The organism is Vicinamibacteria bacterium, assembly GCA_035620555.1.
Lineage (GTDB): Bacteria > Acidobacteriota > Vicinamibacteria > Marinacidobacterales > SMYC01 > DASPGQ01.
On sequence record DASPGQ010000336.1, the window covers coordinates 1 to 16,898 of the forward strand.

The window sequence follows — 16,898 nt, forward strand, 5'->3', positions numbered from 1 at the left end:
GATTTCGGGCGCCCCGACGGCCGCCGCAATCGTCGGGAAGAGGTCGACCTCGTGCACGATCTCGTTGGACACGCGGCCTGGGGGAATGCGCCCGGGCCAACGGATCACACACGGAGTTCGAATCCCGCCTTCCATCGCGGAGTTGTAATAGCCTCGCCAGGGGCCTGCATGCCCGCGCCACGGGCGTCTCATCTCGGCTCCGTTGTCGGAGCACCAGAAAACGAGCGTCTCGTCCTCGATGCCCAGTCGCTCGAGCGCCGCCAACACCCGGCCTACGTTGTGGTCGACGTCCGCCATGGCATCGCCGATATCGCCCGCTCCCGTCGCGCCCGCGAAGTCCGGATGTGGCAGCGCGGGGAAATGAATCTGGGTCATCGGATAGAAGAAGAAAAACGGCCGCCTCTCGACAACGTTTCGTTCCATGAACGCGATGCCGCGCTGGGCGGCTTCACGGTCGATCGTTCGTCGCGTCTCGAGGTCGTACGGCTTCACGCGTCGAGCAGACTCTCCCGTTTTTCCCTCCCAGATGTAGGGAAGCTCGGCCCTCTTGGAGTCGAAGCCCTCGAAGGAAGTGAACTGAGCGGTGTGGCTCGTCCCGGGAATTCCCCACCATTCGTCGAATCCCTGATGTACGGGCTCCCTCCGGCCTTCCCAATCGTCGCCGCCAACGTGCCACTTTCCGAAAAGGGCCGTCCTGTACCCCACCGTCTGAAGCGCCTCGGCGATCGTCACCTCCCACAATGTCATTCCCCCTCGATACCCTTCACCCGTCCGCGGGGCATAGCGACCCGTGAGCAACGCGATGCGGGACACGACGCAGGAGTATTCCACGTTGAAGTTGGTGAGCCGGATACCCTCTTGCGCGATGCGATCGATGTTTGGCGTGGGGACACCCCGTGCGCCGCCGTAGGAGCTTACTTCTCCGATTCCCAGATTGTCCGGGAACATAAGAACTATATTGGGACGTTGTCGATCGGGATCGTCCTGGGCATGCGCCGCTGCGCACGAGACGATCGAGGCCAACGCGAGCCCGGCTAGGAAAGCAGCGGAGCGCGGGATTCGGAGCGACCGGAAATTCGAGAGGTGGATGCCGGAACCGTGACTCATCGGTCAGATGGTAGTCGCCGAAGTTCCTTTTGTCGATGGCCTGCGCTTCTTCCTTTCGCTTCGAACAGGCGTCCGAGTCGCTGCGCCCGTCGTCAGCCTCGAGGGTTCCAGGCGCCGCGTGCCACCGCAGGGACGAATTCGTCGAGCTCGGCTTCCGCCAGGTTCACGGTGTGGCCGCGCTCCGCGCTCATGTAGGCGGCCATCAGCAGCTCGGCCACGTGCAGGCCGTCTTCGAAGTTCTCTCGGGGGCGTTCTCCGCGCGAGAACGCCTGCACCATGTGCCGGTTCTCGCCGACGTAACCGTAGCTGGCAGCCTCGTCGGTCACGACGGGCATGAGGCCGAGCTCGGCGTTCTGCTTTTCGACGAGGTCCTCGCCCTCCTTTTGCGCGAGCTCACGGCTGAAGAAAAGCGACAGCTCCGACGCGAGGGTATCGATCTTCATGGAGTACTCCGGCCCGAGAAGCTCCATCGAGAGGCGAAGGCCAGGGCCGACGTAGCTCCAGGAGGTCGTCGCTTCGACGATGAGCGGAGTCTCGTCCTCGTCCACGTACTCCACGAGCGCACGGGAAAAGTCCTCCGAGGGTGAGCGCGCGTAATCGAGTCCCTTGCCGTAGCCTTCCCGGAGCTTCCGCGCATACTTCGGCCGCTGCCATTTCAGACAGGCGATTTGCGCCGTGACTTTCTTCGGTGTGAGGCTCGCTCGCGGCTGGCCCGGCGAGGTCAAGAGAAAGCGGGCGGTCTCGACGGAATGGCACATCATGTCGTTGAGGACGCCCCCGCCTTGAAGATCGCCGCGCCAGAACCACGCGGCGTGAGGACCGCTGTGCTCTTCCGCGGCTCGGGCAAGATACGGCCGTCCGGCAACCGCAGCGCCGCGCGACCAGACCAGCTCTTTTCCGCGGACCACGGACGGTGCGAAGACCTGGTTCTCGAGGTACCCATCGAGTACTCCCGCGCGGCGGACCAACTCGAACATCGTTTTGGCTTCCGCGACGTTTCGGCCGAGCGGCTTTTCGCAGGCCACGCCGACGAGCTCACCTCGCTTGGATTCGAGCGCCTCGACGATCGCCTCCATGTTGGCGATCCGCTCGTGGTTGGGACCACAGATCCAGATGCAGTCGATCGACGGGTCCGCGACCATTTCGCCTATGGACGCGAAGGCTCGAGCCTCGCCAACGCCCTTGTCTCTCGCCCGCTGGGCTGCCCGCTCCGCGTGTTCGGAGTTCGGGCTAAAGACACCGCGAACGTCGACGTCTCGAACCGCGACCAGGGAATCGATGTGAAATCCCGTCACGAAACCGCTTCCAATGAATCCAATGCCCAGGCGGCCGTTTTTCATCGCTCTCTCCAGACGAGCCGGAGTCTGTCAGAAAACTCGAGTTGCGTCGACCTGGGTTGGGAATTGACGAGTTACTTACCGGTCGGTAAAATACGCGTGAAATGCTCAGGACAGGATCCCAGATCGTTTGGGACGTGCTCGGTCAGGAGGGCGTGGGTTGCGTCTTCGGCTACCCGGGCGGCGCCATCCTTCCTATTTATGACGCCCTACTGGGCTCGTCGATCCACCACGTGCTGGTGCGGCACGAGCAGGGCGCGGCCCACATGGCCGATGGCTACGCGCGCGCGTCGGGCGAGGTCGGTGTCGCCATGGCCACCTCGGGCCCCGGGGCGACGAACCTCGTCACCGGTATCGCCACGGCGATGCTCGACTCTTCCTCGGTGGTGTTCATCACCGGGCAGGTTTCGAGCCGCGTCATCGGAACCGACGCGTTCCAGGAGACCGACATCACCGGTGTCACGCTTCCGATCACGAAGCACAACTTTCTCGTCACCCGGACCGAGGACGTGGGGCCGACGCTCCGGAAGGCTTTCCATATAGCCCGCACGGGTCGTCCCGGTCCCGTTCTCGTCGACATCACGAAAGACGCCCAGCAGGGCACGCACGACTACGAGCCGGACGAAGCGCCGGTCGAGCTTCCCGAGCGTTCGCCGCGAGACACCCTCACTCGCGACGCTCTCGACGAGGCGGCCGGTTTGCTGAGCTCGGCGAAAAGACCTCTCATACTCGCCGGTCGGGGAGTCATGCTCGGGGGGGCGACCGAGCTCTTGCAGGACTTCGTGGAGCGGACACGGATCCCGGTGGCCATGACGCTTCTCGGCATCGGGGGCTTTCCCGCGACCCATGCTCTGAACCTGGGCATGATGGGGATGCACGGCGAGGCGTGGGTAAACCGCGCCATCCAGACTGCCGACGTGCTCCTCGCCATCGGGATGCGGTTCGACGATCGCGTCACCGGAGACCCGACGAAATTCGCCCCCGCGGCGAAGAAGATCCACCTCGAGATCGACCGGTCGGAGATCAACAAGGTCATCCGCGTCGACGTTCCATTAGTCGGGGATCTCCGAGAGACATTGTCGCAGCTCGCTCCAAGGGTCGGCACGACCGATCTGTCACCCTGGCATCGTTTCATCGAGGACCTCAAGGGGGACACGGCGGTGCGCGACATCCAAACGCTCCCCGACAGCGGTCATCTGTATGCTGCCCACGTGATCAGTGATCTGTGGAACCTCACCGAGGGCCGCGCTCTGGTCGTTACCGACGTCGGCCAGCACCAGATGTGGGAAGCTCAGTATTACAAGCACGACTACCCACGAAAGCTCATCACCTCGGGCGGACTCGGCACGATGGGCTTCGCGCTTCCCGCCGCACTCGGCGCCAAGTTTGCGAAGCCGGAAGAGGAAGTCTGGGTCATCGTGGGCGACGGCGGCTTTCAAATGACCGCGGCAGAGCTTTCGACCTGCGTTCAGGAGAACATGAAGCTGAACGTCGCCGTCATCAACAACGGTTACCTCGGGATGGTACGACAGTGGCAGGAGTTCTTTTACGACAAACGCTACGCCGCCACACCGATGTCCAATCCGGATTTCGTCAAGCTTGCCGATGCCCACGGACTTCCAGGCTTCCGTGTCGAAAAGCGATCCGAGATAGCCGAAGCGGTCTCGAGGGCTCGCGCGTCGCGTGAGACGGCCGTTATCGACTTCCGCGTCGAGAAAGAAGACACGGTATACCCGATGGTGGCGCCCGGCAAGACCATCGAGGACATGATCCGGCGCCCCGTCCCGGTTCTCGAGTAGCGTGGATACCCGGTCGAGACCTCGAACCTTCGTGGTGCTGGTGGAGAACGTGCCCGGGGTCCTGGATCGGGTGGCATCCCTGTTCCGGAGGCGCAGCTACAACATCGAATCGCTGACCGTGGGCCACACCGACCGGCCCGACGTGTCGCATATCACGATCGTCATGAACGCCGACGATCGCGTCGCGAGCCTCGTCGAAGCCAACCTGTACAAGCTCGTGAACGTGCTCGAGGTCAAGGATGTCTCCGACGTGGCCTGCGTTGCCCGCGACCTGGCGTTGATCAAAGTCCGGGCGGATCACTCGAACCGCTCCGAGATCATGCAAGTCGCCGAGGTCTTCCGGGCCCGTGTCGTGGACGTGAGCCCCGAGGCCCTCATCTTCGAGATCACGGGATCGGAGGACAAGGTCGAAAGCCTGGTCGATGTGCTGAGACCGTATGGAATCCTGGAAATGGCGCGCACCGGAATCGTCGCCATGGCGCGGTCGGTCGCGGCGGTGAGCGTATGACAGCGGATTGAAAGGAGCTTTGGATGGCAAGGATTTACTACGACAAGGACGCAAACCTCGACCTGATCCGGCGTAACAAAGTTGGAGTCGTGGGCTACGGCTCACAAGGGCATGCTCACGCGCTCAACCTCAAGGAGAGCGGTGTGGACGTGCGGGTCGGGCTCCATCCCGAGAGCCGGAGCCGGGCCAAGGCGCAGTCGGACGGCCTGTCGGTGTCGAGCGTGAAGGACGTCGCCGCCTGGGCCGATGTCGTCATGGTATTGGCGCCGGATACCCGCCAGCCCCAGATTTACCGCAAGGAGATCGAGCCTGGCCTGAAAGCGGGCAAGACGCTAATGTTCGCTCACGGTTTCAGCATCCATTACGGGACGGTGACCCCACCGGCGGAGGTCGATGTATCGATGATCGCTCCCAAGGCGCCGGGGCACCGGGTTCGGGAGACTTATCGCGAAGGAGAGGGGACTCCAGCGCTCGTGGCGATTCATCAGGATGCGTCGGGGCAAGCTCTGGAGCTCGCGCTTTCCTACGCGAAAGGCATCGGCGTCACGCGGGCGGGAGTTCTGGCGACGACCTTCGCCGAGGAGACCGAGACGGATCTCTTCGGAGAGCAGACCGTGCTCTGCGGCGGAGTGAGTCATCTCGTGAAGGCGGGTTTCGACACGCTCGTGGAAGCCGGCTACCAGCCGGAGATGGCGTATTTCGAGTGTCTCCACGAGCTCAAGTTGATCGTCGACCTCATGTATCGCGGAGGAATCAACTACATGCGCTACTCGGTCAGCGACACCGCCGAGCATGGCGATTACACCGGAGGTCCGCGCATCATCACCGAGGAGACCCGCCGTGAGATGAAGAAAATCCTCGAGGAGATTCGAAACGGAACCTACGCCAGGAAGTGGATCGAAGAGAACGAGAAAGGCCGCCCGTGGTTCGACAAGGTGCGCTTCGAAGAACAGAACCACCTCATCGAGCGCGTGGGTGCCGAGCTGAGAAAAATGATGCCATTTCTCGACCCCGTCACGGTGAAGCCGGGCGAAGGGCCCATTCCGGCAAAGGCGGAGGAAAAGTCGACGGTGGGGGCCTGAGTTACCGAATGCCGATCCAACAGACGCTTCAATGACGTTAAGGAGGCGTCCTGGGCGTGCCGATCCGCGTAACGCCGCGCATCTTTCTCACGCCCAGCTTCCGTCTGCAGCACATCTTTAACGTCAGCGTCCGATTGTGACTGCTAAATTAGCCGCGAAGCCTCTTGATCGAACGGGTCCGCTCTCTCTACGCTTTACGTAGAATGCTGCCGAGATTCTGCGGTCAAATCGGAATGTCGGTTGGCTTGAACGTTGATGAAACACCTCCCCACAAAGCTCATTTCCGCTTCCTGCTGCCAGTTAGCCGTCGTCTCGACCGCTCGGCTCCGACGATCTTCCCAGCCCACAGGTCCCTCAAGAACTCCGCTACGGGAAAAATCTCGACTCCAACGTCGTCGCTCCGCCGACGGGCTTCATCGCACACCACGATGCGCCGATCGAGATCGAGCTCCTCGCCGAGCGCCAAAACCCCTTTGTAGTCGCGAGGGCTGACGCGAGACTTTGCTTTGACTTCGATGGCTACCCGGTCATGAACCAGAAAGTCCACCTCCAACTGCGAGCGACTTCTCCAGTACGTGAGTAGCTCGTCAGAGCGAGCGTAGTCCAGATAGCTTCGAAGCTCGAGAAAAACGAGATGCTCGAGCGCTCGGCCGTAGGCATCGGACCCTCGCTCGATGAATCCAGTGCGCCTCAGGCTGTTGGCGACGCCCACGTCGAAGAGATAGAACTTCGCCGTCGCCACGGGTTTTCGTTTCGTCGTTCCTTGATATGGAGGTAGCAGATGGCCGATGAGGGTGTCTTCCAGTATCCGGTAGTACTCGCGCACGGTGTTGGGTGAGAGCCCCACGTCGGATGCGACCGAAGTGAAGTTGACCTGTTCACCGTTCGAGAGACCCGCGACTTCGAGAAAGCGGCTGAAATTCCCAATGGAGCGAGAGAGCCCTTCCGCCTGAATCTCCTCCTGCAGGTACGTGCCCACGTACGCCCTCAGATCCTCCCGATATTCATCGGAATCCAGAATCGCAGGAAGACCACCGCGGTTGATTCGATCGAGGAGCCGGCTCGACGGAGCTTCGGCTGCCACGAGAGGGTGCAGGCGCTGGATGCGAGCCCGACCGGCGAGGAGATTGGCCCCTCCCCGCTTGAGCTTGCGCGCACTGCTGCCGGTCAAGACGAACCGCAACCGATCGTTTCTCTCGATCAGAAGATGGACTTCATCCAGGAGCAACGGGAGCTTCTGCACCTCGTCAACGATCACGATCCGGGCCGAGGGCGGGAGCGTCTGTCTCATGTACTCCGGGCGCGCGCTCAGCTCGCGAAAGGTATCCGCCTCGAGGAGATCGACATAAATGGCGTCCGGGAACGCGTGACGAACCAGCGTGCTCTTGCCCGTCAGTCGCGGACCGAACAGGAACAGGGAGCGGTGGCTGACGAGCTTTCGAAGGTCCAGGACGCGCTCGTACATTCTCTCGCCATTGTTGCGGATTTACATGTAATTCTGCAACTATATTGCGGATTGAGGACCTCAGGATACTCCCGCCGGCGCACCGGCCGTCTCCCGCCGAACGCTCGCCTGGTCGTGCACCGGCGGATGAGGGTGTGCTCGGGACGCTATGACACCTGGGTTCTCGATTACTCGACGACGGAGCGGTGACCTATCATCCTCGAGCTCGGAGACGAACGTGCGCCTCTCCACCGGTTCCACACTGGCATGCGATGACTCTCCCCTTTTTCTCAGTCGCTCGAGGTGGAGCTCTCCGGGACCGCCTCCATCAGCAAAGCGAGTGCGTTCGACAGACCCTCTTCGCCAGGACCTGCGCCCTTGTAATGACCGAGGCGCACGACGACGAGGTCGTGCGACGGGATGATGATGGTGTATTGCCCGCCGGCGCCCGCCATGTAGTACGACTCCTCCGGAATCGGGTACCCACCGTCGCCGTTGATCCAGAAAAATCCTCCATAGACCGGCCGGCCGTCGGCTTTCCACGCGGGGGCTACCGTGCTCACGAACTCCGCGAACCCTTCCGGGAGAATCCGTTCGCCGTCCCAGACGCCATTTTGAAGGTACAGATTTCCGAGACGCGCCCAATCCCGCGCGCTCGCGAACTCGTAGCCTTGCAACAGATAGTCACCGTACGGATCCGTCATCGCGACCATGTTGCGGATCCCAATCTTGTCGAAGAGCGCCCGCCGCGGAAACGAGAGGTAGTCTTCGCCGCGGCCTTCGACCGCCAGACGCACCATGTAGTTGGTGAGCACTGGATCGCAGTTCCGGTAGCGCCCAATGGTGTTCGGCGGCCACTGCTGCGGCCTCGTCGCCGCGTACTCGAATGAATTGACCGTTCCGGTATAGAGATAGAGATGATCGGGATAGCCGAGCGCCGGATCCCACTCGGGATCGCCGATATTTCGGCACCGCAGGCCGCTCGACATCCGCATGATGTCGGCGATGCGGATCTCGGCCCGCGGGTCGCCCTCCCCTTGCCATTGAGGGATCGGCGCCGGCTGGTACAGCTCGTAATCGCCTCGCTGGATCAGAATCCCCATCAACGTCGCGGTGAGACTCTTTCCCATCGACCAGCTCTCGAGCGGCGTGTGCATCGTGATCCCGTCGCGGTAGCGCTCACCGATCAACCGGCCCTTCCACGTCACCGCGAATGCAGCGGTGAGGCCATCCGCCGGCTCGAACGCGGCATCGACGGCCGTTTCGACCTTCTTCGCATCGAGCTCGGGAGGAAGCGGAGCGTCCGTCAGTACGTCTCCCATCGGCCACGGCGTGCTTGCGGCATCCGGAAGTTTGCTTTCGATCGCAACCGGATTGAAGTGGACGTCGTCCTCTCCTTTGGGAAGCGCGATACATCCCTGGTCGCCGTAGTATTTCGCGGTGCGCACGACTCCATTCGGAAGCGTGACGTGAACGGCTTTGTTCTCACGGTCCAGCTCACGCTCCGTCAGCTTCTGCCGCTCTTCATAAGGGGCGGTGAAGTAACCGATCGATTCGGCCGCGAAGTCCATGTCGAGACCGGTGATGAACACCGCAGCACAGAGGATCGTCGCGAACCCCGCGGCGTGATGCTCGAGCGGATCCCCCGGAGGCGGCTCATAGGGCGTGTCGAGCTCGAATGACGCCGCTCGGGCAACGAGCGCTTCGTCGCTGCCTGGAACCGGTGTCGGGGCGGCTTCTTCCCGAACGTCTCGCGCATCGGGGCTCTGACAAGCCAGCGAGAACAGACACAGAAAAACGAGAACGACACGAAAGCCTTTTGCGAACATGGGGACCCTCCCTCCTCACGCCGGGCGCATTGTAGTGGCTGGCGCCGGGCAAATGCCAAATCGAGCCGGCCCGTCAAGGATCGGACTGGTGAGCCACCGCTACAAGACGAAGATCGTCGCGACCAGCGTTCAAGCGGGTCCGCACTCCCACGCCGGCACCAGATCGGTGAACCTCGCGGTTTCCTCGCCGGAGCCGACTAACGCATCGAGACGGGGAGATGGACGGTGGTATGCGCCGGCGTGAACTGCCCGAATGCATCAAACCCAATCATGCGCGCTGCGATGACCGTCTCGAGCCGAGTCGCTCAAACCAGGAGATCGTGCTCGAAAGGGCAATCACCGCGGCACCGAACGAGCCCCTCGCTCCGATACTTCTGGTAGCCGTCGGGGAAAATGGTGACGACCGTCTCGAAACGTTCTTTGATGCGCTGTGCGGCGAGAAAGTTGGCGCCGGACGAGATGCCGACGCAGCACGCGAAGGCCGCGGAAAGGTAGTGTGCGGCGTCTTTTGCGTCGCCGCTCTCGATACAGATCACCTCGTCGACCTCGGGCGACACGCCCCCGTTTCCGTCACTCACAATCGCGGGGATGAAACCGTCGCCGATCCCGTAGATGCCATGGCTCGCCGGCTCGCCTCCGCTCATGACCGCAGATTCCGCCGGCTCGACTGCGACGAGCTTGGCGTTGGGAAACGCTTCTCGGATGGCGCCACCGACGCCCATCAGTGTTCCCCCGGTGCCCACGCCGGACACGAAGGCGTCGATGCTCGCATCGGTGTGATCGGCGATCTGTCTCATAATCTCCGCTCCCGTCGTCACCCGATGGCATTCGACGTTGAGAGGGTTCGAGAACTGATCGGGATTGAAGTGACCCGGCTTCGACGCGAGCTCGTCGCGCACCGCCGCGGCTTCCGTAAAGCTCCCCTTTTCCGAGACCGACACCAGCGTCGCCCCGAGTCTCGTGATGATCTCTTTCCGTTCGGCGGTCATGTTCTCGGGCATGACGATCGTCACCTCGTGACCACGCGCGCGCCCGAAGTACGAGAGCGCAATCCCGGTATTTCCGCTCGATGCCTCGACGATACGATCCCCTTCGCGGAGCAGCCCCCGCTTCGTGCTCTCGTCGAGGATGTAGGTCGCGATGCGGTCTTTGATGCTCCCGCAAGGATTCGTACATTCGAGCTTGGTGTAAACACCATCGATCGATAGCATCGGCGTGTTGCCGACCTTCACCATGGTGCGCCTCCTGCCCCAGACTGCGCGTAATGGCGCGAAAATCGAGTTAAAGCTCGCGCCGCTAGCGGCGTCATGAGAACGTTGCAAAAGCCGCGCCGTAATCAGCCCGAGCCGTGGCGATTGCGGGTCCCGCCACGGCATTGAGTACTGGCCGCGCCCCGCGTCGGAAGCGCGCTTTATTTGCGACGGGTGCGGCGCGGTGGTTCCGGCTGGCGCTCCTCGATTGCTTCCTCGACGGGACGCCAATCCTCGGGTGGGTCTTTACCGCGCATCTCGAAGAGAAACCGTGACGGCATCGTCTGAGCACGTTTACCGTATCTTGCGCGTTCCGAGACGTAGCTGAGCGTCAAGGAGCGCATGGCGCGCGTGATCCCGACGTAGGCCAAACGACGCTCCTCTTCGATGCCCCCGTCCGCGACCGAGCGCGCATGCGGCAAGAGACCCTCCTCTAGCCCCACGAGAAACACCCGAGGGAACTCGAGGCCTTTGGCCGAGTGGAGCGTCATCAACGTGACGGCGTCGCCGCCGTCCTGCCTGTCGGTGCTCGCGTCGTCGGCACTCGAGAGGGCGAGCTCCTCGAGAAATCCCGCGAGGCTCGGTGTCTTCGACCGGCGGATGTGATTCTCGGCGAAGTTCAAGACTTCTTCGACCGCGGCCCAACGGGCCTCTCGCGTCATGGGGTCCGGGTAGACCCGACGGATCTCGCTCCGGTAGTCGAGTGCTTCCAGAAGCTCGGAGATTCCGGCGACGAGATCCGCGCCGTCCCGGGCGAGAGCCGACCCGCTGAGAGCTCGCGACAACTTGCGATAACCGTCGAGAGCCTGCGGGCTCAAACCGTCGACCTTGCCGCTTTCGAGCATCGCGGCGACCGGCAATCCGGCTTCGGTTGCCGCGGCGAGCGCGCGCTCGACTGCTGTCTTGCCGACGCCGCGGGGCGGGGTATTGATGATTCTGAGAAGCGCGGTCTCGTCGTGAGGGTTCACCACCAGCTTCAGAAATGCCAGGATGTCGCGCACCTCTTTGCGGTCGAAAAACGACATGCCTCCCACGAGAACGTAAGGCACGCCGGCCGAACGCATCTCGGCTTCGAAGGCGCGCGGCTGGGTCTGAGTCCGAAAGAGCACGGCAAAGTCCGAAAGCTTCGCCTCTCGTAGCCGGACGCTCGTCACGATCTCCTCGACGACGAACCGCGCCTCGGTCATCTCGTCTCGAAGCCGCGTCAGGCGTACCGGAGGCCCGTCTCCGATAGCCGATTGGAGCGCTTTGTCGTGGCGCGACGCGTTATTCCGGATGACGGCGTTCGCCGCATCGAGGATGGGTCTCGTGGAGCGGTAGTTGAGCTCGAGGCGCACGATCTTGGCGCCTTTGAAGTCGCGATGAAAGCCGAGGATCTTCTGGATGTCCGCCCCGCGCCAGCCGTAAATGGACTGATCGTCGTCACCGACGACGCACAGATTCCTGTGGCCCGAGCAGATCTCCCGGACGATCTCGTACTGTGGGTGATTGGTGTCCTGGTACTCGTCGACGAGGACGTACCGGTACTGCTTGCGAAACGACGCGCGCACTCTCTTGTCGGACCGCAGGAGATGGAGCGTCCGGACGAGGAGGTCGTCGAAGTCCACCGTCCGCGAGCGCGCGAGTTGCTCTTGGTAGCGAGTCCAGACCGCGGCCACGAGCTCATCCCTGTCGCTCGTCGCCGACGCACGAAACGATTCCGGTGACTCGAGCCGGTTCTTCGCGTAGGAGATGCGGGACAGAACCGCCGACGGATGCATCGACGTCTCCGAGTATCGGAGCTCCCGCATCGCGGACTTGATCCCGTTCAACTGGTCGGAGGCATCCGCGATCGTGAAAGTGCGCGGCAGCCCGACGGATTCACCGTGCGCCTTGAGTGCACGTAGACAGAACGCGTGGAACGTCCCGACGGTGAGCCGGCGTGCGCTCTCACCCACGAGAGCCCGGACGCGCTCTTTCATCTCTGCGGCGGCCTTGTTCGTGAACGTCATCGCGAGCACGTTCTCGGGGGCGACACCTCGCTGTAGCAGATGCGCAATCCGCGTCGTGATGACACGCGTTTTGCCCGTGCCGGCCCCGGCGAGCACGAGCAGGGGGCCCTCGGTGGTGAGAACCGCCTCACGCTGGTAGGGATTCAGCCCCTGGAGATGGTCTCGGGACGCAGTGTTCTCTATGCGGTAGCGGGAGGTGCTCAAGCTTCGGGGGCTCTGCGAAAATTCGTCGGATGGCCTCGATGCAACCGATGCACTATAACGTGGCAGCGCGGAACCGCCAACCCTGCGTATCGGCCGCTATAAGTCACCAGCGCCCAAGCTGCGGTCACCAGGGCTCAGGCGAACCGTCGACGACGGGCGCGGCGGCGCGGTTTTCTCGAGCTCGGCGGCGTAGCTCGTCGTTCCGGGTTGGCTCGGTGTGGGCGGCGGAAACCAGGGGCGCGAGATGGTTGCGGTTGTACACGGTGCGAGCTGGGCTCGAATCCTGGAATCACCTCGCTTGGAATCTGGCGGGAGAGCAAACGCTGGATTGCGCGGAGGAGCTCGGTCTCCTCGCTCGAGACGAGAGAGACGGCTTCGCCCGCCTCACCCGCGCGACCCGTTCGTCCGATGCGGTGCACGTAATCTTCGGGGACGTGCGGAAGCTCATAGTTGACGACGTAGGGCAAACGCTCGATGTCGAGCCCTCGGGCCGCGATGTCGGTGGCGACGAGGACGTCCAAGTTGCCGCGCTTGAAGCTCGTGAGGGTACGCGTGCGCGCGCCTTGCGTCTTATTGCTGTGGATCGCGTCGGCGCGGATGCCGTCCCTCTTCAAGTTGCGTGTCAACCGGTCGGCGCCGCGCTTGGTTCGACAGAACACGAGTGTCTTTCCCGCGTCGCGCGAGCCGATGAGATGAGTGAGGAGAGCCTCCTTGCGTGAACGGTCGACGGGGTGGACGAGCTGGCTCACAGTGTCGGCCGTCGGCCGGCTGGCGGCGACTTGCACCGTCACCGGGTCTCGGAGGAAGCGGTCCGCGAGCTCGCGAACTTCTTTGGACACGGTCGCGGAGAACAGCAAGCTCTGGCGCTCGGAAGGAAGCTCCGCGAGAATCTTGCGGATATCGTGGATGAACCCCATGTCGAGCATACGGTCGCCTTCGTCCAGGACGAGGATCTCGACCTTGCTGAGATCCACGGTACCTTGTCGGACGTGATCGAGGAGGCGTCCCGGCGTAGCGATCAGGACATCGACGCCGCGACGGAGCGCCTTCGCCTGGGGGAAGAAGCCCACGCCGCCGAAAACGACGGTTGAGCTCGAGCGAAGATAGCGCCCATAGGTCTTCACGCTCTCTTGGACCTGCGCCGCGAGCTCGCGCGTCGGTGTAAGGATGAGAGCTCGCACGGCGCCCCGCGGTACGCGTTTCGCGGAGGCCTCGCTCAGCCGCTGTAGCATGGGCAACGTAAATCCCGCGGTTTTTCCGGTGCCCGTTTGGGCGCGGCCGATGAGATCGCTCCCTCGCAGGATCGGCGGTATACATTGCTCCTGAATCGGCGTGGGCTCGACGTAGCCCTGTTCGGAAATGGCGCGAAGAAGTTCGGCCGACAGGCCGAGCGCATCAAAGGGTGTAGACAAAAAGGTAGCTCCTGAATCGGCCTACCCGGCGCTCACGCGCGGGGCCGATCTAGGCGAAAACGTTGTTGTTGTTCGGGGGAAGCCGGAAAAGGATTACCGCGAAAAGCCCGGCGCAGATCGGAATGCGTCCTAACTCGCAACGACTATAACACGAATCGCCCCGCTCACCAAGACCAGGGCTGACCGATCCGGTAAGGTTCGGCCACACGATGGGAAGGTGGGGGGCTCAGCTCGAATAGATCGACCACGCCCAGCCGTTCGAAACGACATGCTCTTTGAGCTCGAGTGTCGACAGGCGCAATTCCGAATCGTGAGTCAGCAAACAGAGTCTTGTGCCGGGCGCCAACGATTCGACGACGAACTGCGCGAGCGCGTCCTGGTTCCCGTCGGGATAATTGAAAACAAACCCGACGCGGCTAAGTTGGATCGCTCCGAGCTCATAAGTGTCAATCCGGCGGTAGTCGCCACGGATGACGCGCAACCGCTCAGGACGATCGACCAAACGGTTTCGCGTCAATGTTTCCACGTTGGCGTTCGCCCGGTGATAGAGCCCCTCGTCGGATTCGATCCCGACCACGTCGAGCTCGGGCACCACCTGCGCCAATGCCGCGAGAACCCGCCCATCGCCGGTGCCCGCGTCGACGACCGTCGTCCGTCCAAGAAGTGGGCGCCGGAAAACATCGTGGAGCTTCATGTCCGTCAACAACGCGACGAGCACGGTGTACGGCATCGGTACCCACTGGCCGAGCGCGGTGATGCGCAGAGGCAGGCTCTGGCGATGGCGTGCCTCGGAGTCGACGAAGATGCGCTCGAGCGCCTTCAGGCGACGACCGTGTCGTGAGAACAGTTGATGCACGAACTCCTCGGACACATCGTAGCTGAGGTTGTCGATTATGTTTTCAAAAATCCTCTCCCGTGCGTCGTTAAAGCGTTTATGAGGGACGCGGTTCGTGGAAGCGCTCTGTCATCGACCCAGCGCGTGGAACGACGTGCTGCGTTTCGGTGGTATTTCGCCGCTCGAGCGGCCCACCAGTGGTATCATTCGGCGCGCTGAGCGAGGGGCGATGATCGGACCGACGCTGTCTCACGCCATCGCTGTCGGCAACCACGTCAACCACGACAGAAGGAGACGCTCGTGACCTTCACCGATGTCCTCGGCCGGTTCACCTGGAACGTCGTCCCCGCCCCGGTCGCGAACCTGCCACTGCCGTGAAGCTCGAGAACGGATCGTCTTTCGGCGCCTACCGGGTCGTCGGGGTTCTCGGCGCCGGAGGGATGGGCGAGGTCTACCGAGCCCACGACCCGAAGCTCAGGCGCGACGTCGCCCTAAAGATCCTTCCCGAGCTTTTCGCCCGGGACGAAGAGAGGATGAAGCGCTTCGAGCGCGAGGCCCACGTCCTCGCGTCGCTCAACCACCCGAACATCGAAGCAATCTACGGCCTCGAAGAATCGGGGGATGAACGAGCGCTCGTGCTCGAGCTCGTGGAAGGGCCGACCCTTGCCGAGCGCATCGCGCAAGGACCGATACCCCTCGAAGAGTCTCTCGCCATCGCGCGGCAGATGGTCGACGCCCTGGACACGGCCCACGAGAAGGGCATCGTGCATCGCGACCTGAAGCCGGGAAACGTGAAGCTGACCCCGGAAGGAAACGTCAAGATCCTAGATTTCGGCCTCGCCAAGCCCCTCCTCGAAACGACGTCCTCGAGCGGCGACGTGGTGTCCTCTTTGTCGCAATCCCCCACGATGATGAAGGGAACGCAAGCGGGGGTCATTCTGGGAACGGCGGGCTACATGTCGCCCGAGCAGGCTCGGGGAAAGCAGGTGGACAAACGGGCCGACCTCTGGGCGCTCGGAGTGATCATCTACGAGATGCTAACAGGAGCTCGGCTCTTCGACGGCGAGACGATCTCGGACACGCTCGCGGCGGTGCTGACGCGAGATCCCGACTGGAGTCGCCTTCCGACAGGGACGCCGGCTTCGACCCGGCGTCTTCTCGCGCGCCTTCTCGAGCGCGATCCAAAAAAGCGCCTGCGGGACGTGGGTGACGCCCGTTTCGATCTCGAACCGGGAGTTTCCTCGGACGTGGTGCAGACCATGGAGCCGAAGGGGACGCGATTGCGATGGCCCCTCTTCGGGCTCGTCGTCGTACTGCTCTCGAGCGCTCTCGCGTACCAGCTCGGCCGGCATACCGTGAACGAGCCGTCGACGCCGTCGTTTCGCCCCCTTACGTTCCGTCGGGGGACGGTCGATACCGCGCGGTTCGCTCCGGATGGCGGGACCGTTTTCTATTCTGCGGCGTGGGATGGTCGCGCTTCGGCGCTATTCTCGACGAGGCTCGAGAGCCCCGAGTCTTCTGCGCTGGATTTGCCCTCTGGATGGCTCGCAGGGATCATACCGGGAGAGCTCGCTTTCCTTTCCGTGAACCGGACGCTCGCTCGCGCACCGCTCGGCTCCGGAGCGCCCCGAGAGGTTCTCACCGATGTACGGTGGGCCGATTGGTCTGCGGACGGCTCGAGCTTCGCCGTGGTGCGTCCCGTTGCGGGAAGCTTAAGATTAGAGTTTCCCGTCGCGACCGTTGTGTTCGAAACGGCTGCCGGGGGGATCTCCTTTCCCAGGATCTCGCCATCCGGTGAGCGCGTGGCGTTCGTGGAGGCGCCCATTGCCGGATACGTGCGGGGTCGGGTGCGGGTCGCGGGCCGCGACGGCAGCGTCGTGGCGAGCTCCAAGGAATACAATGATTTCTCGGGTCTCTCCTGGCGAAGCGATCGAGAAGTCTGGTTCTCCGCGCAGGAGACTGGGAAGGAATTCGTCGTTTTCGCGCTCTCGCTCTCGGGGGAGGTGCGCGAAGTGCTCCGCGCTCCCGGCTCCCTCGCGCTCCATGACATCTCGCCCGAAGGGCGCTTGCTCGTCTCTCAGTTCAAGGGACGCTTCGAAA

Annotated in this window: 12 protein-coding genes; 4 read left to right on the top strand and 8 right to left on the bottom strand. The window is 62.9% G+C overall.

What is annotated here, in order from left to right:
• Together VEK15_13630 and VEK15_13635 are read right to left on the bottom strand one after the other, a co-directional pair.
• The coding region (locus VEK15_13630) for a sulfatase-like hydrolase/transferase (protein ID HXV61732.1) at positions 1-1,107 on the bottom strand (1,107 nt) is incomplete at its 3' end.
• A gap of 92 nt (positions 1,108-1,199) precedes the next feature.
• Entirely contained in the window at positions 1,200-2,447 is a 1,248-nt protein-coding gene (locus VEK15_13635; GenBank protein HXV61733.1) for a Gfo/Idh/MocA family oxidoreductase, read from the bottom strand.
• A gap of 101 nt (positions 2,448-2,548) precedes the next feature.
• Between VEK15_13635 and ilvB the strand changes: the two genes are divergently transcribed.
• Genes ilvB through ilvC form a run of 3 tightly spaced genes read left to right on the top strand, consistent with a single transcriptional unit; the run spans position 2,549 to position 5,833 of the window.
• Positions 2,549-4,243, top strand: a complete 1,695-nt coding sequence (gene ilvB / locus VEK15_13640) for a biosynthetic-type acetolactate synthase large subunit (GenBank protein HXV61734.1) — start codon at positions 2,549-2,551, stop codon at positions 4,241-4,243.
• Position 4,244: 1 nt separating this feature from the next.
• Complete coding sequence (ilvN, locus tag VEK15_13645; GenBank protein HXV61735.1) at positions 4,245-4,751, top strand: acetolactate synthase small subunit; 507 nt, start codon at positions 4,245-4,247, stop codon at positions 4,749-4,751.
• A gap of 23 nt (positions 4,752-4,774) precedes the next feature.
• Positions 4,775-5,833, top strand: coding sequence for a ketol-acid reductoisomerase (ilvC, locus tag VEK15_13650; GenBank protein HXV61736.1), 1,059 nt, complete (start codon positions 4,775-4,777; stop codon positions 5,831-5,833).
• 277 nt (positions 5,834-6,110) lie between these two features.
• Here the strand turns inward: ilvC and VEK15_13655 are convergent, their stop codons facing one another.
• The 6 genes from VEK15_13655 to VEK15_13680 all read right to left on the bottom strand — a co-directional run bounded on the left by VEK15_13655 (position 6,111) and on the right by VEK15_13680 (position 14,819).
• Complete coding sequence (locus VEK15_13655) at positions 6,111-7,298, bottom strand: AAA family ATPase (protein HXV61737.1); 1,188 nt, start codon at positions 7,296-7,298, stop codon at positions 6,111-6,113.
• A gap of 269 nt (positions 7,299-7,567) precedes the next feature.
• Positions 7,568-9,106 (bottom strand): serine hydrolase, encoded by a 1,539-nt coding sequence (locus VEK15_13660; protein HXV61738.1) that lies wholly within the window; start codon positions 9,104-9,106, stop codon positions 7,568-7,570.
• 305 nt (positions 9,107-9,411) lie between these two features.
• On the bottom strand, positions 9,412-10,341 hold the full coding sequence (locus VEK15_13665) for a PLP-dependent cysteine synthase family protein (protein HXV61739.1): 930 nt from the start codon (positions 10,339-10,341) through the stop codon (positions 9,412-9,414).
• Between the two features lie 176 nt (positions 10,342-10,517).
• Positions 10,518-12,551, bottom strand: a complete 2,034-nt coding sequence (locus VEK15_13670) for a UvrD-helicase domain-containing protein (protein HXV61740.1) — start codon at positions 12,549-12,551, stop codon at positions 10,518-10,520.
• Between the two features lie 134 nt (positions 12,552-12,685).
• Entirely contained in the window at positions 12,686-13,963 is a 1,278-nt protein-coding gene (locus VEK15_13675; GenBank protein ID HXV61741.1) for a DEAD/DEAH box helicase, read from the bottom strand.
• Positions 13,964-14,189: 226 nt separating this feature from the next.
• Positions 14,190-14,819 carry a hypothetical protein gene (locus VEK15_13680; GenBank protein ID HXV61742.1) on the bottom strand — a complete coding sequence of 210 codons (630 nt, stop codon included), beginning with the start codon at positions 14,817-14,819 and terminating at the stop codon, positions 14,190-14,192.
• Positions 14,820-15,172: 353 nt separating this feature from the next.
• Here VEK15_13680 and VEK15_13685 point away from each other — a divergent pair.
• A partial coding sequence (locus VEK15_13685) for a serine/threonine-protein kinase (protein HXV61743.1) occupies positions 15,173-16,898 on the top strand: 1,726 nt, incomplete at its 3' end.

Coding starts and splice junctions, on each gene's coding strand:
- VEK15_13635 (HXV61733.1), bottom strand. CDS start 2,447: ATGAAAAACGGCCGCCTGGGCATTGGATTCATTGGAAGCGGTTTCGTG.
- ilvB (HXV61734.1), top strand. CDS start 2,549: ATGCTCAGGACAGGATCCCAGATCGTTTGGGACGTGCTCGGTCAGGAG.
- ilvC (HXV61736.1), top strand. CDS start 4,775: ATGGCAAGGATTTACTACGACAAGGACGCAAACCTCGACCTGATCCGG.
- VEK15_13655 (HXV61737.1), bottom strand. CDS start 7,298: ATGTACGAGCGCGTCCTGGACCTTCGAAAGCTCGTCAGCCACCGCTCC.
- VEK15_13660 (HXV61738.1), bottom strand. CDS start 9,106: ATGTTCGCAAAAGGCTTTCGTGTCGTTCTCGTTTTTCTGTGTCTGTTC.
- VEK15_13665 (HXV61739.1), bottom strand. CDS start 10,341: ATGGTGAAGGTCGGCAACACGCCGATGCTATCGATCGATGGTGTTTAC.